Below are 20274 nucleotides of genomic sequence, written 5' to 3' on the forward strand. Positions count from 1 at the left end.
TGAGCGGGGGGCCTGGCGTCGCGAGCCGGTGCCCCTCGTCGGTCAGCCGTGTCCGGATCCGCTGGCTGGCCGGCCGGGGAGGTCCGGATCCCCGGTGGGCTCGGGGTCCGGTGGGAGTGGCGGCGGGGTGCCCGCCCCGCCGAGCGCGCCGATCAGGCGGAGCAGTTGGTCCCGGAACGTCTGGTAGTCCGCCAGCCCTCGGAGCACGGCGGGGTCCGACCGCTCGGCCTCCAGCGCCTCCTCGTGCACCGCCAGCCCTTGCGCGGTGGGTGTCACCAGCATCCGCCGCCGATCCCGTTGGTCGGCGGCCACGCGCACGTACCCCGCGCGGCGCAGTCCCTCCACGGTCCTGCTCATCGTCTGGTCGGTGACCTTGCACCGGCGGGCCAGTGGTCGTTGGGGGGACGGGCCGTCCTCACTGAGCACGTGGAGGGCGATCAGGCCGGCGTGTGTGAGTCCCCGCGTGCGGAGGTACTCCTCCCAGGAGCTCTCCACCAGCCGCGCGGCGACCGAGAGCAGCCGTCCCGTTGGCCAGCTCGACACCGCGCCACCCGGATCGTCAGGGGGACCATCCGGCGAGGGTGGTGTGTGGGGCGTCACGTTCACGGACCTCCAGATCTGAATTGTTCAGCTAGCTGAGTAATACTTCCGGTCGTACTGGTCGGCGGCCGGAGGGCGCACACGTCCCGCCGCCGAACGCCCAAGCCTACGAAGCCCGACGACGGGCGGACGGGATGAGTGAGACGCCGATGAGCCCGGCAGGACCCACCAGGCCCTCCCATGACGAGCGGACGACTCGGAGAACCCGACTGCGCTGGTTGCTCCCCGCGTTGCTGATCCTGGGCTGGCTCGGGGTCGTCACGATCGCCGGCCCCTACGGTGGTCGGCTCTCCGAGGTGCAGCAGAACGACTCGGCCGCGTTCCTCCCCGAGACCGCCGAGTCCACCGAGGTGGCCGCGTTCCAGCGGGAGATCTCCGGCGACCAGCCCCTGCCGGCGGTGGTGGTCGCCGAACGTGACGGGCGGCTGACCGACGCCGACCTGGCCTTCCTCGGTGAGCGGTCCGAGGAGATCGCCGTCATGGACGGGGTCGACGCGCCACCCAGCCCACCCATCCCCTCCGAGGACGGCCACGCGGCTCGCCTGTTCGTCCCCCTGGCCAACGGCGGCGACGCCGAGCCGAAGGAGGTGGTCGAGGACATCCGACGGCTGCTGGCCGAGGACCGCCCGGACGGGCTGGACATCCACCTCACCGGACCCGCGGGCATCATCGCCGACCTCACCGCCGCCTTCGCCGGCATCGACGGCCTCCTGTTGCTGGTCGCCGCCGGCGTCGTGGCGGTGATCCTCGTCATCGTCTACCGCAGTCCCCTGCTCCCGCTGACCGTGCTCGTGTCGTCCACCTTCGCACTCGTGGTCGCGGTCGTCGTCGTCTACTTCCTCGCGACGAACGGGTGGGTCACCCTCAACGGCCAGAGCCAGGGCATCCTGTTCATCCTCGTCTTCGGCGCCGCGACGGACTACGCCCTGCTGCTCGTCGCCCGCTACCGGGAGGAACTGGGCTCCACCGAATCCACCTGGACGGCGATGCGCCGAGCGTGGCGCGCCACCGTCGAGCCCGTGCTCGCCTCGGCCGGGACCGTCATCGCCGGACTGCTCTGCCTGCTGTTCAGCGACCTCAGCTCGAACAGCAGCCTCGGTCCCGTCGCCGCGGTGGGCATCGCGGCCTCGGTCCTGGCCGCGCTGACCTTCCTCCCGGCCGCGCTCGTCCTCCTCGGGCGCCGGGCCTTCTGGCCCTTCCGGCCCGAGGCCGGTGCCATCGGCCGCCGAGGACTCTGGCAGCGCATCGCCGACATGGTGGCCGCCCGGCCGAGGCGTTTCTGGGTCGGGACGACGCTCGTGCTGCTGGTGGGCGCCGCCTTCATGCCCCAGCTCCGCGCCACCGGGACCTCCGAGACCGAGGTCTTCCTGACCAGCGTCGAGTCCGTCGCAGGCGAGGAGGCGCTGGCCAGGCACTTCCCCGGCGGGTCCGGGCTCCCCACGGTCGTCGTGACCGAGGCGGACCGGCTGGACGAGGTGCTCGCGGCGACCGAGTCCGTCGACGGCGTCTCCGAGGTCTCGGTACTCGGCGCGACGGACCCGTCGGCGCCGCCCTCGGGTCCCCCGGCGGACGGGCCGGCCGATCCGGTGGTCCTCGACGGGCGCGCCGCCGTGGAGGCCGTGCTGGACCACCCCGTCGACAGCGACGCCGCGGTGGACACCGTCCGGGAGCTGCGGGAGGTCCTCGCGGGGGTCGAGGGCGCCAACGCGCTCGTCGGCGGCCCGACCGCCAGCCAACTGGACACCCAGGAGACCGCCACCCGCGACCTCGTGGTGATCGTGCCGATCGTGCTGGTCGTGATCTTCGCGATCCTCGCCCTGCTGCTGCGGGCCCTCCTCGCCCCGTTGCTGCTCATCGCGACCGTGGTCCTCTCGCTGGCGGCGACCCTCGGCGTCGGGGCGCTGCTGTTCAACCACGTCCTCGACTTCCCCGGGGCCGACCCCTCGGTGCCCCTCTTCGCGTTCGTGTTCCTGGTGGCCCTGGGCATCGACTACAACATCTTCCTGATGACCCGGGTCCGGGAGGAGTCCGTGACCAAGGGCACCCGCGTCGGCACGGTTCGCGGACTCGCCGTCACCGGGGGAGTCATCACCTCCGCGGGACTCGTGCTCGCGGCGACCTTCTCGGCCCTGGTGGTGATCCCCCTGCTCTTCCTGGCGCAGCTGGCGTTCCTCGTCGCCTTCGGAGTGCTGGTCGACACCCTGTTGGTCCGGTCGCTGCTGGTGCCGGCGCTCACGCTCGACATCGGCAGCCGGGTCTGGTGGCCCTCCCGGCTGGCCAGCGGGCGAACGGAGGAGGCCGCCCCCGAGCCCGCTCCGACAGGGGAACAGGGCTGACCCACTCCCCGATCCCGGCGGCCCGGCGGTCACGTAACGTCACGACCGCTGGGCCGCCCGCGTCCGCCGACCGGCCGAGTGCGCACCACCGCCGCCGCCGGTCGGCGGAAGTCCTTACAGTCGGTTCCATGCAACCTTGGGCTACCACCCCGGTCCCGCGAACCCCGGGAACCCCGCGGCCGCTCCGCCTGTTCGACACCGCCTCCCAGGAGGTGCGCCCCACCGCCCCGGGGAGGACGGCCGGGCTCTACGTCTGCGGCATCACCCCCTACGACGCGACCCACCTCGGCCACGCCGCCACCTACCTGACCTTCGACCTCGTCAACCGGGTCTGGCGGGACAACGGCATCGACGTGACGTACGTGCAGAACGTCACCGACGTGGACGACCCGCTGCTGGAGCGCGCCGAACGCGACGGCGAGGACTGGGTGGTGCTCGGGCTGCGGGAGACGGCCCTGTTCCGGGAGGACATGGAGGCACTGCGAGTCCTGCCCCCCGCCCACTTCGTCGGCGCCGTGGAGGCGGTACCCGAGGTCGTGGAGGTGGTGGCCAAGCTGCTGGCCGACGGGGCCGCCTACCGGGCGGACGATCCCGAGTACCCGGACATCTACTTCGACCACCTCGCCACCGGCCGCTTCGGCTACGAGTCGAACTACGACGAGGTGACCATGGGCACGTTGTTCGCCGAGCGCGGGGGGGACCCCGACCGCCCCGGCAAGCGGCACCCGTTGGACGCGCTGCTCTGGCGCGCGGCGCGGCCGGGCGAACCCGCCTGGGACACCGAGCTGGGCCGTGGCCGCCCTGGATGGCACGTCGAGTGCTCCGCCATCGCCCTGAACCGGCTGGGCATGGGTTTCGACGTGCAGGGAGGGGGGTCGGACCTCGTCTTCCCGCACCACGAGTTCAGCGCCGCCCACGCCGAGGCCCTGACCGGGGAACACCCGTTCGCCCGCCACTACTGCCACACCGGCATGATCGGCCTCGACGGGGAGAAGATGTCGAAGTCCAAGGGCAACCTGGTCTTCGTCTCCCGGTTGCGCGCCGACGGGGTCGACTCCCGGGCCGTCCGGCTCGCGCTGCTGGCGGAGCACTACCGGTCCGACCGGTCCTGGACAGCCGACCTGCTGGCGGAGGCCGAGGCCAGGCTCGACCGGTGGCGCCGCGCGGTCGCCCTCGACGCCGGGCCCGGGGCCGGGGACACCCTCGACCGAGTGCGCACCTACCTCTCCGACGACCTCGACACACCGGCCGCGTTCGCGGCGCTGGACTCCTGGGCCGCCGAGGCCGCGGCGGGCGCGGGTGACGACCGGGACGCCCCCGGCCTCGTCGCCACCGCCGTGGACGCGCTCCTCGGGGTCGACCTCCGCGCCTGAGGGCCGCTGGGCTCCGGGCGGTCAGTAGCCGCGGCCGCCCGGAGCCGCCGCCTCCCACCCCTCGGGGGCCTCCGTGACGGCGGGGGCCTTGCGCAGCACGCCCTGGAGCATCGACGAGCCGTTGGCGAGGGTCTCCCGGAGCCTGCCGACCCTCGTGCCGCCCGGGTTGTCCCGCGCCGAGTCGTGCCCGACCCCCCACGCGTCGATGCCGGCGGCCCGGCACAGCGCCACCGCCCTCGGCAGGTGGAAGGACTGCGAGACGACGACGGCCTCCGACACCCCGAACACGTCGCTGGCCCGGACGCAGGAATCCCAGGTGGACAGGCCATCCGGGTCGAGCACCATGTCCCGCTCGCTCACCCCCAGCCGTGCCAGGTAGGCCCGCATCGTCCCCGGTTCGTCGTAACCGTCGGGCCCGGTGCTCCCCGAGAGCAGCAGGACGTCAACCCGACCCGACAGGTAGAGCCGCGCGGCCACGTCGAGGCGGCCGGCCAGCAACCGAGTGGGCCGTCCGTCCTCCCGCACACCAGCCCCCAGGACCAGCGCCACCGGCGCGGGTGGGACGTCCTCCGGTCCGCCGATGTGGCCGTGGCTGGAGCCGTGGGCCCAGACCGCCGGCACCCCGATCGTGACGACCGCCGTGATCGCACCGGCCACCAGCCAGCGTCGAGCGCGTCCCACCACGTCCTCCGTTCGTCGGCGGTCCCCGCACGGACAGACGCGTGGGGCGGCGGCGGGTTCCCTCGGCGCCCGGCGGGGTGCCATCCACCGCCGCGTCCACGCGGCCCTCCGGGCGCTGATCGCGGTCCCCTCGCCGCGGGTGGGCGTCGAGGGGGCTGGGGCGGCCAGCGCGGGTGCGTCGACCGCGTGCCCGGGTGTGGCACCTGGGCCGTCCGCGGTGCCGCGGGGCCGGTGGCCGGCGTCGCCGGCCGGGAGGTCAGCCGCCCTTGCTGGGCCCACCCCACCCGCCGCGGTGGCGGCGCTGGAGGTACCGCTCGAACTCGGCCGCGATGACCTCCCCGTTCGCCTCGGTGAGCGTGATCTCGTCCCCGCGCTCCTCCAACGCGCGGACGTAGTTCTTCACGTCCTCGTCCTCGTCGGCCATCTCGCTGACCGTCTCCTCCCATTCGGCGGACTGCTCGGGCAGGGTCCCGACCGGGACCTCGATGTCGAGCGCGTCCTCCACCCGCCGCAGGAGCGCCAGGGTCGTCTTCGGGGAGGGGGGCTGTGAGACGTAGTGCGGCACCGCGGCCCAGAACGACACCGCGGGGATGCCGGCCCGCACGCAGTAGTCGTGGAACACGCCCAGCACGCCGGTCGCCCCCTCGTAGCGGGAGCGGTCGAGCCCGAACCGGCTGGCGGACTCGGCGTCGTAGGCCGTTCCGGTGACCGGCACGGGCCGGGTGTGCGCCGTGTCCGCGAGCAGCGAACCCATCGTGACGACGGTGCTGATCCCGAGTCTCTCGATCACCGACACCAGTTCGGCGCAGAACCTGCGCCACCTGATGTTCGGCTCGATACCGTGCAGCAGTACCACGTCGTGGGACACCCCGGGGGGCCGGCAGACCGTGAAACGCGTGGTCGGCCACTCGACGCGTCGTGTTACACCATCGACCAGAGATAGAGTGGGCCTGGTCACAGTGAAGTCGTAGTACTCCTCGGGATCGAGTTCCGTCAGCGGGCTCGCGTCCCAGCTCAACTGGAGGTGCTCGATCGCGGCACTCGCGGCGTCACCTGCGTCGTTCCAGCCCTCGAATGCGGCCACCAGGACGGGATCGGTCAGCTTGGGCAGAGCGGGATTCGACTCGTCGGCGCCAGGATCGGGGTGGGTCACCGCGCCAGCCTACGGCCAACGGACGTGTTGGCAATCGTAGGCTGGTCCCATGTCGGACCGCGCGGTATCGCCCTTGCTCGCCGCCCTCCGTGACCGTGTCGTGGTGGCGGACGGCGCGATGGGCACGATGCTCCAGTCCTGGCCCCTCACCCTCGACGACTTCTCCGGCCTCGAAGGCTGCAACGAGATCCTCAACGTCACCCGCCCGGACGTCGTGCGCGCGGTGCACCGGGGCTACCTCGAAGCCGGAGCGGACGCGGTCGAGACCAACACCTTCGGCGCCAACCTCGCCAACCTCGCCGAGTACGACATCACCGACCGGATCCACGAACTCGCCCTCGCCGGGGCGCGGCTGGCCAGGCAGGAGGCCGACGCCTTCAGCGAGACGGGCCGCCCCAGGTTCGTCCTCGGCTCGGTCGGCCCCGGGACCAAGCTGCCCACGCTCGGCCACGCCCGGTACGAGGTGCTGCGGGACGCCTACCAGCGGCAGGCCGCTGGCATGCTCGCCGGCGGGATCGACGCGGTCCTGGTCGAGACCTGCCAGGACCTCCTCCAGACCAAGGCCGCGATCATCGGAGCACGACGCGCGATGGACGCCGAGGGGATCACCGTGCCGGTGATCGCCCAGGTCACCGTGGAGACCACCGGCACCATGCTGCTCGGTACCGAGATCAACGCTGCCCTCGCCGCCCTGGAACCGCTGGGTATCGACCTGATCGGCCTGAACTGCGCGACCGGCCCAGCCGAGATGAGCGAACACCTGCGCCAGCTGGCGCGGCACTCCCGCATCCCGCTCTCGGTCATGCCCAACGCGGGGCTACCCGAACTCGGACCCAACGGCGCCGTGTACCCGCTCGGCCCGGAGGCGTTGGCCGAGGCCCTGGCCGGTTTCGTTCGCGAGTTCGGGGTCGGCCTGGTCGGCGGCTGCTGCGGTACCACGGGCGACCACATCTCCGCCGTGGTCGACGCGGTGCGCGACCTGCGGCCGGCCGACCGCGCGCCGCGCCCGGAGGCGGGGGTGGCCTCCCTGTACCAGGCGGTCCCCTTCCGGCAGGACGCCAGCGTCCTGATGGTCGGGGAGCGCACCAACGCCAACGGGTCCAAGGCCTTCCGCGAGGCCATGCTCGCCGAGAAGTACGAGGACTGCGTCGAGATCGCCCGCACCCAGACCCGGGAGGGCGCCCACCTCATCGACCTGTGCGTCGACTACGTCGGGCGGGACGGCGTCCAGGACATGACCGAGTTGGCGGGGCGCCTGGCCACCGCGTCGACCCTGCCGATCATGCTCGACTCCACCGAGCCGGAGGTGCTCCGCGCCGGCCTGGAGTGCCTGGGTGGGCGCTGCGCGGTCAACTCGGTCAACTACGAGGACGGCGACGGACCGGACTCGCGGTTCCAACGCATCATGCGGCTGGTCGCCGAGCACGGTGCCGCCGTCGTCGCCCTCTGCATCGACGAGGAGGGGCAGGCCCGCACCGCGGAGTGGAAGGTTCGCGTCGCCAGCCGGCTCATCGAGGACCTGACGGCCAACTGGGGCATGCGCGTCGGGGACATCATCGTCGACTGCCTCACCTTCCCCATCTCCACCGGGCAGGAGGAGGTGCGCCGGGACGCCATCGAGACGATCGAGGCGATCCGGGAGCTCAAGCGGCGCTACCCGGAGGTGCAGACCACCCTCGGCGTCTCCAACGTCTCCTTCGGTCTGAACGCCGCCGCCCGGCAGGTGCTCAACTCGGTGTTCCTGCACGAATGCGTCGAGGCGGGCCTGGACACCGCGATCGTGCACGCCAGCAAGATCCTGCCGATGGCTCGGATCCCCGACGAACACCGCGAGGTCGCCCTCGACCTGGTCTACGACCGGCGGCGGCCCGACTACGACCCGCTCCAGCGCCTGATGGCCCTCTTCGAGGGGGCTACCGCCTCCTCCACCCGTGCCTCCCGGGCGGAGGAACTGGCCGCGCTGCCGCTCTTCGAGCGCCTGGAGCGGCGCATCGTCGACGGTGAGCGCAACGGCCTGGAGGACGACCTCGACCTCGCCCTCGCGGAACGGCCGGCGCTGCGCATCATCAACGACACCCTGTTGGCGGGGATGAAGACCGTCGGGGAGCTCTTCGGCTCCGGCCAGATGCAACTCCCGTTCGTGCTCCAGTCGGCCGAGGTCATGAAGACCGCGGTCGCGCACCTGGAACCGCACATGGAGAAGGCCGACGAGGGTGGCAAGGGGCGCATCGTGCTCGCCACGGTCAAGGGGGACGTCCACGACATCGGCAAGAACCTCGTGGACATCATCCTGTCCAACAACGGCTACGAGGTCGTCAACCTCGGCATCAAGCAGCCCATCACCGCCATCCTCGACGCCGCCAGCGAACACCGCGCCGACGCCATCGGCATGTCCGGGCTCCTCGTCAAGTCCACGGTCATCATGAAGGAGAACCTGGAGGAGATGAACACCCGCGGCGTCGCCACCCGGTGGCCCGTGCTGCTGGGCGGAGCCGCCCTCACCCGGTCCTACGTCGAGAACGACCTCTCGGAGGTCTACCGGGGCGACGTGCGCTACGCGCGGGACGCCTTCGAGGGTCTCCGGCTGATGGACGCCATCATGGACCGCAAACGGGGTGGGACGGCCGTCGTCGACGAGGCGGAACAGGCGAGGATCGCCGAGCGGAAGGCCCGGCACGAACGGTCCCGCCGGATCGCCGAGGCCCGCAGGGCCAAGGCGGAGGCGGAGGAGGCGCAGGAGCCGACCGGGCGATCGGACGTGGCCACCGACGTCCCGCTGCCCACCGCGCCCTTCTGGGGCAGCCGGATCGTCAAGGGCATCCCGCTGGCCGACTACTCGGCCCTGCTCGACGAGCGGGCCACCTTCTTCGGGCAGTGGGGCCTGCGGGGCACCAAGGGCGCGGCCGGCCCGAGCTACGAGGAGCTGGTGGAGACCGAGGGACGGCCGAGGTTACGGTACTGGCTCGACCGGCTCTCCACGGAGAACATCCTGCAACACGCCGCCGTCGTCTACGGCTACTTCCCCTGCGTGGCCGAGGACGAGGACCTCGTGGTGCTCGCCGGACCAGACCCGGCCTCGCCCGAGGTCTGCCGCTTCACGTTCCCCCGGCAACGGCGGGACCGCCGGCTGTGCCTCGCGGACTTCTTCCGCCCCCGTGAGCTGGCGGCCAGCTCGGGACGGGTGGACGTCCTGCCCCTCACCCTGGTCACGATGGGCCAGCCCATCGCCGACTTCGCCAACGAGCTGTTCGCCGCCAACGCCTACCGCGACTACCTGGAGGTCCACGGGCTGGGCGTGCAGCTCACCGAGGCGTTGGCGGAGTTCTGGCACCAGCGCATCCGCCAGGAGCTGACCTGGGCCGACGGCAGGAGCGTGGCGGCCGAGGACCCGAGCGACGTCACCGAGTTCTTCCGGCTCGGATACCGGGGAGCCCGGTTCTCCCTCGGTTACGGCGCCTGCCCGAACCTGGAGGACCGCGCGAAGATCGCGGCCCTCCTGGAGCCGGAGCGGATCGGGGTCACCCTGTCCGAGGAGTTCCAACTGCACCCGGAGCAGTCGACGGACGCGCTCGTCGCGCACCATCCCGAAGCCAAGTACTTCAACGCCTGAGCGAAGCGCTCCCCGCCAGGGAGAACGAGGAGGAATTCCGTGAGTTCACCGTCCCAGATGGACGGCGCCAGCCGCCTGCCCGCCGCCGTGCTGTGGGACATGGACGGCACGCTGCTCGACTCCGAGAAGCTGTGGAGCATCGCCCTGGAGGAACGCGCCCAGGAGCTCGGTGGCCAGCTCAGCGCGGAGACCAGGGCGGCGATGGTCGGGTCGAACCTGACCAGGAGCATGGGGCTGCTGCTGGCGGACCTCGGACTGCCCGTCACGCCGGAGGCCACCGAGGCGAACGCGGCCTGGGTGATCGACCGGATGCGGGAGCTGTTCCGCACCCGGCTGCTCTGGCGGCCCGGAGCGGAGGACGCCCTCGCCGCCATCCACGCCTCGGGTGTCCCGATGGGGCTGGTGACCTCCACCGTCCGCACGGTCGCCGAGGTGCCCCTGGAGAACATCGGCTGGCACCACTTCAAGGCGGTCGTGTTCGGCGACGAGGTCACCCACAACAAGCCCCACCCCGACCCCTACCTGCGGGCCGCGCGCCTGCTGGGCGTCGACCCGGTCGAGGCGGTCGCCGTGGAGGACTCGCCGGCCGGTGTCGCCTCCGCCGTGGCGGCGGGGTGCACGGTACTGGTGGTGCCCTGCGAGGTCGACGTGGAACCGGGTGAGCGGCGAGTGCACCGCGCTTCGCTGGAGGGAGTGGACATCGAGGCGCTGGCGGACGTGCTGGCGGGTCGTGGCTGACGAGGGCTACAACGCCACCAACCCGGCGGAGGTGGGGGCGAAGCCGCAGCTCGACAGGTAGAAGCGCGCCAGGTCCGCCTCGAAGTCGACGTGCACCCACTGGCACCCCGACGAGCGGGCCCCGATGACGGCGGCGCGCACCAGGCCGGTGCCAACGCCGGCGTGGCGGTGGTCGACCGCGACCACCGTGTCCAGCAGGAAGGCGTGCCGGCCCCCGTCCCAGGCCACGTTCACGAAACCCACCAGGCGGTCGTGGTCGTGCGCGGTCACCCAGCCCAGGCTGTGCCGTTGGAGCCGTTCCGCCCAGCAGTCCGCCCGGCCGTCCGTGCCGAAGCCCTCCGCGTGCAGGGCGCGCAGCTCCTCGTCGCGCACCGGGGCGCGCCACCGGAAGTCGATCGGCACGACACGGAGTGTAGCCACGAGGGCCGCGGGGGGCACCACCCCAACCCGGTCCCCGCCCCGCCCCACCGGCGTCCCGCGTTCGACGCGGCCACCGTGCTCGACCGACCGGGTGCCCCGGGGGATGGACGTGCCGCCGGTCGCCCGGGCCGCCCCCGAGGTCGGCGTGTTCGCCGGAGGGGACGGGATGGTGGCGGCGGGACGAGGACCGGGACCGGGCCCGCACCCGGCGGAGGACGGGCTACCGACCCCGCTCCGGTGGTCCCCGCGCGGCGGCGACGGGCGGAACGACGCACCGATGACACCCACGGGCGGGAGGAAGTGCGAGGATGACACACCGTGAAGACGTTCGACCAGCTGTTCGCGCAGCTCACGGAGAGGGCGGCGGAACGCCCTGAGGGATCGGGAACGGTCGCCGCGCTCGACGCGGGCGTGCACGCGCAGGGCAAGAAGGTTCTCGAGGAAGCCGGGGAGGTGTGGATCGCGGCCGAGCACGAGTCGGACGAGCGCCTGGCCGAGGAGATCTCCCAGCTGCTCTACCGCGTCCAGGTGCTCATGCTCGGTCGCGGGCTGAGCACCGAGGACGTGTACCGCCACCTGTAAACCGAGCAGGAGACCCCGCATGCTGCGCGTCGCCATTCCCAACAAGGGCTCGCTGGCCGAGTCCGCCGCCGAGATGCTGGCCGAGGCCGGTTACCGCCGCCGCCAGGGCCCGAAGGACCTGACGGTCATCGACCCCACCAACGAGGTCGAGTTCTTCTTCCTCCGCCCCAAGGACATCGCGATCTACGTCGGAGCCGGCACCCTGGACATGGGGATCACCGGACGGGACCTCGCCCTGGACTCCGGTGCGCCGGTGCGCGAGCGGCTGGCCCTGGGCTTCGGCAAGTCCACCTTCCGCTTCGCCGCCCCGGCGGGGGCCGACTGGAAGGTGGAGGACCTGCACGGCCGGCGTGTCGCCACGTCCTACCCCCGGCTGGTGCGCGACCACCTCGCCGAAAGGGACATCGAGGCCGAGGTGATCCGACTCGACGGGGCCGTGGAGATCTCGGTGCAACTGGAGGTCGCGGACGCGGTCGCCGACGTCGTCGAGACCGGGACCTCCCTCCGCCAGCACGGCCTGGTCGCCTTCGGGGACCCGATCTGCGTGTCGGAGGCCGTCCTGCTGGAGGGTGAGTCCGCGCGGGACAGCCAGGACCGGGCCCAACTGGCCGCCCGGCTGCGGGGGGTGGCCCGAGCCCAGCAGTACCTGATGCTGGACTACAACTGCCCCGACCACCTGCTGTCGGCGGCGGTGGCCCTCACCCCCGGCCTGGAGTCACCCACGGTCTCCCCGTTGGCCGAGGAACGCTGGAACGCCGTGCGGGCCATGGTGCCCCGCAAGGATGCCAACAGCGTGATGGACCAGCTCTCCTCGCTCGGGGCCCGAGCGATCCTGGCCTCGGACATCCGTTTCTGCCGCCTCTAGGCCCGCGGCCGCGGCCCACGCGTCAGTCAACCCTGCCCAACGCGGTCTCCCCGCCCTCCCCGGCCAACGCCGACGGTTCCGGCCAGCCGGGGTAGGGCGGGGGAGTACCGCCGAAGGCGGGACAGCGCGCCCGGTGGTCGCACCAGTCGCACAGCCGGCTCGGGTTCGGCGGGAAGTCGCCGGTGCGACCCGCGCGGAGGATCGCCTGCCAGATCGCGTCCACCGTCCGCTCGAAGCGGCGGAGCTCCGCCTCGTCCGGCGTGTAGACGAGTGCCTGCCGGTCGGCCAGGTACATCAGCTTCAGCTGGGCCGGGACCACGCCCCGGAGCCGCCACAGCGCGAGGGCGTAGAACTTCATCTGGAACAGTGCCTTGGCCTCCCCGATCTGGCGAGGCGCCGCACCCGTCTTGTAGTCGACCACCCGGATCTCCCCGGTGGGAGCCACGTCCAGCCGGTCGAGGTAGCCCCGGATGAGGACCCCGGACTCGAGCTCCGTCTCCACGAGCAACTCGCAGGCCTCCGGCTGGAAACGGGTCGGGTCCTCCAGGGTGAAGTAGCCGCCCAGTAGCTTCTCGGCGGTCGCCAGCCAGCCCGTGAGTTCCGGGTCCTCCGCACCACCGAAGAGCTGGTCGAGCAGTTCCGGCTGCTCCTCGACCACCTCCTTCCAGGCGGGTTCGACCAGTTCACGTGCCCGTTCCTCGGTGCGCTGCTCGGGCGGGAGCGCGAACAGCCGCTCCAACACCGCGTGCACGACGGTGCCCCGCACCTGGGCCTTGCTGGGCTTCTCGGGTATCCGGTCGACCGCCCGAAGCCGGTACAGCAGGGGGCACTGCTTGAAGTCGCTCGCGCGCGACGGCGACAGCGCCGGGCGTCGCCGAGCTCGGGACCCACCGCCCGCCGTGCCAGCATCGCCGGGGGGCTGTCGGGGGTTGGTGACTACCGCGTCCGCCATGACCCGGCACTGTAGGCCACCCCGGCGACGGTTCGGTGGGGCGCTCCGCACGGTGCGCGGCGCGTCCGGCCTGGCACACTGCCGCAACACCGTCGGCGTTCTAGGCTTCGTCAGTGCCCGCTTCGATCCGCTGGACCCCCGCGACCGGCCACGAAGGCGGCCTGGTGGTCGCGCGTGTCCGTGGGGTTCCGGTGCTGCTCGCGCCCTCGTGGTGGTTCATCTCCCTGCTCATCGTCGTGCTCTACACGCCCCTGGTGCGCATGATGCTGCCCGGCGTCGGTCTCCTGGGGGGAGCGTTGCTCGCGGCGACCTTCACCGTGCTGCTCGGTGTCTCCGTGCTGCTCCACGAGCTCGGCCACTGCCTGGTCGCGCTGCGGATGGGGATGCCGGTGCGACGGGTGCGCCTCCAGTTCCTCGGTGGCGTGGCCGAACTGGTCAGGACCCCCTCCCGGGCGCGGCAGGAGGGCCTGATCGCGGCCGCCGGTCCGGCGGTCTCGGTGCTGCTCGCGCTGCTGTCGGCGGCGCTCCTGCTGGTGGTCGAGCCCCGGACCGTCCTGTGGTTGCTCGTGGTCCAGATCACGGTCGCCAACGCCGCGGTCGGGGTGTTCAACCTGCTGCCCGGCCTCCCGCTGGACGGCGGCCGGGTTCTGCGGTCCCTCGTGTGGGGGCTGACCGGGCGTCGCTCGGCCGGCACCCGCGCCGCGGCCGTCGGTGGGGTGCTGGTGACCATCGCCCTGGCCTGGTGGGCGATCGTGGGGCTCCTCGCCGCCAGCGAGGACCGGTGGCTGCGGCTGGGTGTGTGCGTGGTCATGATGTGGTTCATCGGGGTCGGCGTCGTCGCGGAGCTCGGCAGCGAGAACCGGCGCAACTGGCCACCCGGTCTGCGGCTGGCGGACATCGTCCGCCCGGTCCTCCAACTCCCCGCGGAGAGCCCCGTCTCCGACGCGCTGGCCGCGTCCGCGGGAAGAGGGGTGGTACTGGTCCGGGCCGACGGCATGGCGGTGGGCCTGCTCGACCTGACCGCCGCCGAGAACCTCTCCCGGCAGGCCCCCGTCACGCCGGCCGAACAGGCAGCGGAACCGATCTCCGCCGAGAACGTCCTGCTCGACTCCGAACAGGGTGAGGACATCGTGGAACGCGTGTTCTCCAGCGCGTCCTGGCAGTTCCTCGTCGTCGACGGTGAGGGCCGGCCCTCCGCCGTGCTGCACCGGGACGAACTGCGCAACGCGTTGCTGAGCCATCGGGGCAACACCGCCTGAGCCAGGGGGCCGGTGGTGGACGACGCGGTCCCCCGCCGCCAGGAGGGCGGGCACCTCCGAGGGTCACGTCCGGTGGCCGGGTACCGCGACCCGGGCAGCCGGTGGGGCGTTGGAGCCGTCTGCCAGGATCGACGTCCGACCAGGCGGGTTCAGCCCGCCCTCGGAACACCACGTCGAGCAGGAGGTTCAACGCCCGTGAGCACCCCCAGCGGCCCCTTCCGGGAGGGCGACCGCGTGCAGCTGACCGACCCCAAGGGACGGCGCTACACGATCGTCCTCGAGGCGGGCAAGGAGTACCACACCCACCGGGGGGCACTCGCGCACGACAAGATCATCGGCCAGCCCGAGGGGACGGTGGTCGGTTCGGGCGGTGGGACCAGCTTCCTCGCGCTGAGGCCCCTGCTGTCCGACTACGTGCTCTCCATGCCCCGAGGGGCACAGGTGATCTACCCCAAGGACGCGGCGCAGATCGTGATGTGGGGTGACATCTTCCCCGGCGCCCGTGTGCTGGAGGCCGGCGCCGGGTCGGGTGCCCTGAGCTGCTCCCTGCTGCGAGCGGTGGGGCCGGCGGGCAGTGTGCTCTCCTACGAGGTGCGGGAGGACCACGCGGAGCACGCGGCGCGCAACGTGGAGCGGTTCTTCGGCGAGCGTCCCGCGAACTGGCGGCTGCGGGTGGCTGACCTGAAGGAACACCAGGACGAGCAGGTCGACCGGGTGGTGTTGGACATGCTCGCGCCCTGGGAGGCACTGGACACGGTGGCCGACAACCTCGTGCCCGGTGGGGTGCTCGTCGTCTACGTCGCCACGGTCACCCAGCTCTCCCGGATCACCGAGGCCCTGCGCGAGCAGCAGAGGTGGACCGAACCGGAGTCCTGGGAGACGATCCAGCGCCCCTGGCACGTGGTGGGGTTGGCGGTACGGCCCGAACACCGCATGATCGGGCATACCGCCTTCCTGCTCACCACACGCCGCCTGGCGGACGGGGTCACCCCCCTGCGGCAGCAGCGGCGACCCAGCAAGGGCTGAGCTCGCGGCCGCTCACCGGGCGGGCGGGACCTCCTCGTCGTCGAGGAGGCGGATGTCGCACATCTTCCACCCGTTCTCCTCGACGAACCACACCCCGATGCGGGCCGTGGTCGGGAACCCGGCCAACTCCGGGGGCAGGTTCGACAGGTGCTGCCGGAAGATGGCCTGCGCCTCCACCTCGCTCATGACGGCGGCCGCCTCGAACTCGTAGCTGGCCTCCACCTGCTCCAGGGCGGCGGCCACCTCAGGGGGGACAGGGACACCCAGGGCGGCGGCCGGGTCCAGGCGCTCGATGGCGTCGTCGAAGTACTCCGCCCTGGACGTGCAGGTGTGGGCGAGCAGGGTCTGCCGGTCGTCCGCGCTCATCGCCGTGACGAGGGAACGGGCGACCTCATCGATGTCGGTGCTCGTACGGCCCCCGCCGGCCGGGGGTTCCGCGTCGGTGCCGTCCTGCCCGAGCGGTGGTTCGTCACCCCCGGCGTCCTGGCCGGTCGTCGGGGCGCCGTCGCCAGTGGCGGAGGGGGTGTCGTCGTCCCCCGTCAGCACGAGGACCAGCACGACGGCCAGGACGATGACGAGTACCCCACCGCCTCCGAGGACCCACGGCAGCGGGCTCTTCTTCGGCGGACCACCCGGGCCGGGCGGCGGGTAGCCGTGCGGTGGGCCGTAGTGCGGGTACTGCTGCCCGCCGGGTCCCTGCTGCGGCCAGCCGCCGACCGGGGTGGCCTGCGGCTGCCGGGGCCATCCACCGGTGGGGTCCCCGGCCTGCGGTGGCGGGGGCTGCTGCGGCCAGCCGCCCGTGGGAGGACCCTGCTGCGGCCAGCCGCCGCTCGGCGGGCCCGGGTGCGGCTGCTGGCCGTGGGGCCCCGGCGGCCCGCCGTGGGGTCCGGGCTGCTGTGGCGGGACGGACATCTGCTCTTCTCCTCCGGGAGGCGGCTGTTCTCCGCGATCGGCGACTCGGTGCGCGTCGCCGCGCACAACGCAACCTAGCGGTGACGGCAGGTGCTCAGGAGCGATCTCCCCGTGAAGGGTCGGATGACGCCGGACACGTCCGACACGGCCGGCTGGCGCGCCCCGCCGGGCTCTCAGGTCGTCGGAACGGCGGAAGGCCGCGACGCGGGAACGTCGCGGCCTTCGCGGGAGGGCTCCGGGTGGGGGCGGACGAACCCGCCCCACCGCCTCAGTAGTCCAGGTTGTTCAGCTCGTCGAGGTGCCGCTGCATCTCCTCGAGCTCCCGCTGGAGCTCGGGGTCGCCGAAGTCGGGGATGTCCAGGTTGTCGAGGTCACCCATGTCCAGGCTGCCCGGGTCGAAGTCGGGGGTGTCCAGGTCGCCCGGATCCGTGTCGGGGACGTTCGGCGTGCCGGGCGTGCTGTCCTCGGTCGGCTCCGGTACCCCGCACAGGAGCCAGGCGTCGTCCTCCTTGGTGAGGGGGGCGCTCAGCTCCATGTCGCTGAGCATCTCCATCATCGGGGCGGCGTCCGCGCCCACCCCGGAGATGTTCAGGGTGACGATCGCCCTCGCGTTGGTCTCGTCGACCTCCTCGACGCGCACCAGCGACCACTCCGCTGTGGCGTTCGCGAGTTCCGGCGGCACATCCGCGTTCTGCGAGGGATCGAGGTCGGTGATGATGGTCTCGATCTGCTCGCGGTGCGCGCCGCAGCTCAGGTCCGCGAGCCGCTGCGTGTCGTTGTCGTTCATCGCGGCGACCGCGCTCTCCGCGACCGCCTGCGGGGTGCTGTTCGACCCGCCGCCGCCCAGGACGATGACGAGGACGACGACCAGCCCGACGACGAGGACACCGCCGCCGGCGAGGATCCAGGGCAGCGGGCTCTTCTTCTGGGGGCCGCCGGGACCCTGCGGTCCACCCGGGCCTGGCTGGGCGGGGAACCCGCCGCTGGGCGGCCCGAACGGGGGCTGTCCGCCGGGCGGGGGCCCGTAGGGGCCCTGCGGCCCCGGCTGGCCCTGCGGAGGCATACCGCCCTGGGGCCAGCCGCCCTGCTGCCCTGGCTGGCCCTGGGGCGGCATACCGCCGGGGGGCGGCTGCTGGCCCCAGCCGGGCTGCCCGCCGTAGGGGTCGGGCTGGTTGGGCGGGACGGACATGGTTACTCCTTGCGACACTGGACCACTGGGGGCGACGGGCGGCCGAGCCGCCGCGTCGGCGGGGTGCGACGTCCCAGGGCGATCCGAAGTCCACCGGATCGGAGGAAGAACGTGCGCAGCACGCTACCCGCCAGCGATCGACCTCGGGGTGGGAACGGGAGAACTCGTCCCCGGGGTGGCGGAGAGTGACGCAAGGGACACCCGCCCGGTCCGTGGATCATTACCAACCGGGCTGATCGCCGGTACCGTGGACTCCACCAGTACGGGAGGAGGTGCCGAGATGGACCATGACCGTCCCGGCAGCCAGCCTGAGCCAGGCGGCACACGGCAGACCGACGGTGAAGATGTCGAGTTGACGGCGCAGATCCGATTCCTGGAAGACGAGGTGGCGCTGCTGCGCCGCAAACTGACCGAGTCACCTCGCCACAACCAGTTGTTGGAGCAGCGGCTGGCCGAGGCGTCCAACCGCATCAACCAGTTGACCGAACGCAACGCCAAGCTGGTGGACACCCTGAAGGAGGCCCGAGGGCAGCTGCTCGCCCTCCGTGAGGAGGTCGACCGGCTGGCGCAGCCGCCGAGCGGCTACGGAGTGTTCCTCCGGGCCTACGAGGACGGCACCGTCGACGTCTTCACCGCGAGCCGCCGGATGCGCGTGGCGGTCTCACCGGCGGTGGAGGCCGCCGAACTCAGCCTGGGGCAGACCGTCCGGCTGAACGAGGCCCTCACCGTGGTGGAAGCCGGTGAGTTCGAACGCACCGGTGAGCTCTGCACCCTCCGCGAGGTCCTGGTGGAGGAGCAGGAGGGGCTGCCCCGACGGGCTCTCGTCGTCGGGCACACCGACGAGGAACGGGTGGTCTGGCTTTCCACCCCGCTGGCCGAGTCGAAGCTCAAGTCCGGTGACTCCCTGCTGGTGGACGGCAAGGCGGGTTACGCCTACGAGCGCGTTCCCAAGGCCGAGGTGGAGGACCTCGTCCTGGAGGAGGTCCCCGACGTCCGCTACGAGGACATCGGCGGTCTGGGACGTCAGATCGAGCAGATCCGCGATGCCGTCGAGCTGCCGTTCCTGCACGCCGGCCTCTTCCACGAGTACGAACTGCGCCCCCCGAAGGGCGTCCTGCTGTACGGACCTCCCGGGTGCGGGAAGACCCTGATCGCGAAGGCCGTCGCCAACTCGCTCGCCAAGCAGGTCGTGGTGGCGCAGGGCGGGGAGGCCGGGCAGGCGAAGTCCTACTTCCTCAACATCAAGGGGCCCGAGCTCCTCAACAAGTTCGTGGGGGAGACGGAGCGCCACATCCGGCTGATCTTCCAACGCGCCAGGGAGAAGGCGTCCGAGGGCACCCCCGTGATCGTCTTCTTCGACGAGATGGACTCGATCTTCCGCACCAGGGGGAGCGGGGTCTCCTCGGATGTCGAGACGACCATCGTGCCGCAGCTGCTGAGCGAGATCGACGGGGTCGAGGGACTGGAGAACGTGATCGTGATCGGTGCCTCCAACCGGGAGGACATGATCGATCCCGCCATCCTGCGGCCCGGGCGGTTGGATGTGAAGATCAAGATCGAGCGGCCCGACGCCGAGGCGGCGCAGGACATCTTCTCCAAGTACCTGACGCCGAGCCTGCCCATCCACGCCGACGACCTCGCCGAGTTCCAGGGGGACAAGGCGGCGTGCATCGACGCCATGATCCAGCACACCGTGGAGCGCATGTACGCGGAGAGCGACGAGAACCGCTTCCTCGAGGTCACCTACGCCAACGGTGACAAGGAGGTCCTCTACTTCCGCGACTTCAACTCGGGAGCGATGATCCAGAACATCGTCGACCGGTCGAAGAAGGCGGCCATCAAGTCCGTGCTGGAGACCAAGCAGCCCGGGCTCCGCGTCCAGCACCTGTTGGACGCGATCGTCGACGAGTTCGCCGAGAACGAGGACCTGCCCAACACCACCAACCCGGACGACTGGGCACGCATCTCGGGCAAGAAGGGTGAGCGCATCGTCTACATCCGCACGCTGGTGACCGGGAAGAACCAGGACGCCGGCCGGGCGATCGACACCGCGACCAACACCGGTCAGTACCTCTGAGGAACCTCCGGGGTCGAACGACCCGTGACCTGGGGCCTCCGGCCGTCGCCGGGGGCCCCAGGCGTTCGTCGGGAGCCCCGGGCGTTCGTCGGGGCCCGCCGAGGTGGTGGGAACGGTTCCTGGCGCCGCTGCCGGGTCCACACGACGGGCGTCCACGGGCTCGGGGGAGGGGCCGGGGCGCCAAGGGCACTCACGGGCCCGAGGGGGGAGGGGCGAGCCCGCCGTCCCCCATGTCGGCGGGGACGGGAACACCGCGCGTGGGGGACCGGTCCGCTGGTGGCCGCGCGCGTCCAGTCCCCGGCCGTGAGCACCAGCGGGGTCCACGGGGTGGTGCGCACCCGGGGTCCGACCGTGCGGAGCACCGTTGAGCCCGAGGGGCGGCGTCGGTGGCGTCTCCCGTGCCGGCGCTCCCGCCTTCTTGTTCTTGCCGAACGAAAATTTCCGGACCTGGTGAATGGTTGGCGTTGAATTCGGCAACCGCGAAAACCTTTCGCCCACGGT

General features: G+C 72.0%; 17 protein-coding genes. 10 read left to right on the forward strand and 7 right to left on the reverse strand.

Annotated elements, in window-relative coordinates; genetic code table 11:
• Positions 1–42: 42 nt before the first annotated feature.
• Positions 43–543, reverse strand: coding sequence for a MarR family winged helix-turn-helix transcriptional regulator (locus C1701_RS22455; RefSeq protein ID WP_081715599.1), 501 nt, complete (start codon positions 541–543; stop codon positions 43–45).
• 206 nt (positions 544–749) lie between these two features.
• On the opposite strand from C1701_RS22455, the gene C1701_RS22460 reads away from it, so the two are divergent.
• Together C1701_RS22460 and mshC are read left to right on the forward strand one after the other, a co-directional pair.
• The gene (locus tag C1701_RS22460; protein WP_051314196.1) at positions 750–2936 is read left to right on the forward strand and encodes an MMPL family transporter; all 2187 of its coding nucleotides are present in this window, start codon (positions 750–752) and stop codon (positions 2934–2936) included.
• Between the two features lie 128 nt (positions 2937–3064).
• Positions 3065–4309, forward strand: coding sequence for a cysteine--1-D-myo-inosityl 2-amino-2-deoxy-alpha-D-glucopyranoside ligase (gene mshC, locus C1701_RS22465; protein WP_103056553.1), 1245 nt, complete (start codon positions 3065–3067; stop codon positions 4307–4309).
• Positions 4310–4330: 21 nt separating this feature from the next.
• Here the strand turns inward: mshC and C1701_RS22470 are convergent, their stop codons facing one another.
• Positions 4331–4990, reverse strand: a complete 660-nt coding sequence (locus C1701_RS22470) for a SanA/YdcF family protein (protein WP_337661884.1) — start codon at positions 4988–4990, stop codon at positions 4331–4333.
• A gap of 256 nt (positions 4991–5246) precedes the next feature.
• Complete coding sequence (locus C1701_RS22475; RefSeq protein ID WP_026419816.1) at positions 5247–6143, reverse strand: PAC2 family protein; 897 nt, start codon at positions 6141–6143, stop codon at positions 5247–5249.
• Between the two features lie 49 nt (positions 6144–6192).
• On the opposite strand from C1701_RS22475, the gene metH reads away from it, so the two are divergent.
• Both metH and C1701_RS22485 read left to right on the forward strand, forming a co-directional pair.
• Positions 6193–9753, forward strand: a complete 3561-nt coding sequence (gene metH, locus C1701_RS22480) for a methionine synthase (RefSeq protein WP_026419815.1) — start codon at positions 6193–6195, stop codon at positions 9751–9753.
• A gap of 57 nt (positions 9754–9810) precedes the next feature.
• Entirely contained in the window at positions 9811–10491 is a 681-nt protein-coding gene (locus C1701_RS22485) for an HAD family hydrolase (protein ID WP_026419814.1), read from the forward strand.
• Between the two features lie 6 nt (positions 10492–10497).
• Here C1701_RS22485 and C1701_RS22490 read toward each other — a convergent pair whose 3' ends face one another.
• Positions 10498–10893 carry a GNAT family N-acetyltransferase gene (locus C1701_RS22490; protein WP_103056555.1) on the reverse strand — a complete coding sequence of 132 codons (396 nt, stop codon included), beginning with the start codon at positions 10891–10893 and terminating at the stop codon, positions 10498–10500.
• 336 nt (positions 10894–11229) lie between these two features.
• On the opposite strand from C1701_RS22490, the gene C1701_RS22500 reads away from it, so the two are divergent.
• Both C1701_RS22500 and hisG read left to right on the forward strand, forming a co-directional pair.
• Complete coding sequence (locus tag C1701_RS22500; protein ID WP_016698532.1) at positions 11230–11493, forward strand: phosphoribosyl-ATP diphosphatase; 264 nt, start codon at positions 11230–11232, stop codon at positions 11491–11493.
• A gap of 19 nt (positions 11494–11512) precedes the next feature.
• Positions 11513–12358 (forward strand): ATP phosphoribosyltransferase, encoded by an 846-nt coding sequence (gene hisG / locus C1701_RS22505; RefSeq protein WP_026419812.1) that lies wholly within the window; start codon positions 11513–11515, stop codon positions 12356–12358.
• Between the two features lie 22 nt (positions 12359–12380).
• Here the strand turns inward: hisG and C1701_RS22510 are convergent, their stop codons facing one another.
• Positions 12381–13310, reverse strand: coding sequence for a RecB family exonuclease (locus tag C1701_RS22510; RefSeq protein ID WP_337661885.1), 930 nt, complete (start codon positions 13308–13310; stop codon positions 12381–12383).
• Between the two features lie 113 nt (positions 13311–13423).
• Here C1701_RS22510 and C1701_RS22515 point away from each other — a divergent pair, with 113 nt between their 5' ends.
• Positions 13424–14569 carry a M50 family metallopeptidase gene (locus tag C1701_RS22515; RefSeq protein ID WP_245588893.1) on the forward strand — a complete coding sequence of 382 codons (1146 nt, stop codon included), beginning with the start codon at positions 13424–13426 and terminating at the stop codon, positions 14567–14569.
• A gap of 195 nt (positions 14570–14764) precedes the next feature.
• Positions 14765–15595, forward strand: coding sequence for a tRNA (adenine-N1)-methyltransferase (locus C1701_RS22520; protein ID WP_026419809.1), 831 nt, complete (start codon positions 14765–14767; stop codon positions 15593–15595).
• Between the two features lie 12 nt (positions 15596–15607).
• Here the strand turns inward: C1701_RS22520 and C1701_RS22525 are convergent, their stop codons facing one another.
• Positions 15608–16153 carry a hypothetical protein gene (locus C1701_RS22525; protein WP_026419808.1) on the reverse strand — a complete coding sequence of 182 codons (546 nt, stop codon included), beginning with the start codon at positions 16151–16153 and terminating at the stop codon, positions 15608–15610.
• Between the two features lie 96 nt (positions 16154–16249).
• Here C1701_RS22525 and C1701_RS22530 point away from each other — a divergent pair, with 96 nt between their 5' ends.
• Positions 16250–16585 carry a hypothetical protein gene (locus C1701_RS22530; RefSeq protein WP_155886218.1) on the forward strand — a complete coding sequence of 112 codons (336 nt, stop codon included), beginning with the start codon at positions 16250–16252 and terminating at the stop codon, positions 16583–16585.
• A 190-nt stretch (positions 16586–16775) separates the two neighbouring features.
• Here the strand turns inward: C1701_RS22530 and C1701_RS22535 are convergent, their stop codons facing one another.
• Positions 16776–17696, reverse strand: a complete 921-nt coding sequence (locus tag C1701_RS22535; RefSeq protein WP_103056557.1) for an Rv0361 family membrane protein — start codon at positions 17694–17696, stop codon at positions 16776–16778.
• Positions 17697–17976: 280 nt separating this feature from the next.
• On the opposite strand from C1701_RS22535, the gene arc reads away from it, so the two are divergent.
• Positions 17977–19773, forward strand: coding sequence for a proteasome ATPase (gene arc / locus C1701_RS22540; RefSeq protein ID WP_026419805.1), 1797 nt, complete (start codon positions 17977–17979; stop codon positions 19771–19773).
• The last annotated feature ends 501 nt before the right edge of the window (positions 19774–20274 follow it).

It is taken from the genome of Actinoalloteichus sp. AHMU CJ021 (assembly GCF_002895405.1).
In the GTDB taxonomy this organism is placed as follows: Bacteria; Actinomycetota; Actinomycetes; order Mycobacteriales; family Pseudonocardiaceae; genus Actinoalloteichus_B; species Actinoalloteichus_B caeruleus.

Coding starts and splice junctions, on each gene's coding strand:
- C1701_RS22460 (WP_051314196.1), top strand. CDS start 750: ATGAGCCCGGCAGGACCCACCAGGCCCTCCCATGACGAGCGGACGACT.
- mshC (WP_103056553.1), top strand. CDS start 3,065: ATGCAACCTTGGGCTACCACCCCGGTCCCGCGAACCCCGGGAACCCCG.
- metH (WP_026419815.1), top strand. CDS start 6,193: ATGTCGGACCGCGCGGTATCGCCCTTGCTCGCCGCCCTCCGTGACCGT.
- C1701_RS22485 (WP_026419814.1), top strand. CDS start 9,811: ATGGACGGCGCCAGCCGCCTGCCCGCCGCCGTGCTGTGGGACATGGAC.
- hisG (WP_026419812.1), top strand. CDS start 11,513: ATGCTGCGCGTCGCCATTCCCAACAAGGGCTCGCTGGCCGAGTCCGCC.
- C1701_RS22510 (WP_337661885.1), bottom strand. CDS start 13,310: ATGGCGGACGCGGTAGTCACCAACCCCCGACAGCCCCCCGGCGATGCT.
- C1701_RS22535 (WP_103056557.1), bottom strand. CDS start 17,696: ATGTCCGTCCCGCCCAACCAGCCCGACCCCTACGGCGGGCAGCCCGGC.
- arc (WP_026419805.1), top strand. CDS start 17,977: ATGGACCATGACCGTCCCGGCAGCCAGCCTGAGCCAGGCGGCACACGG.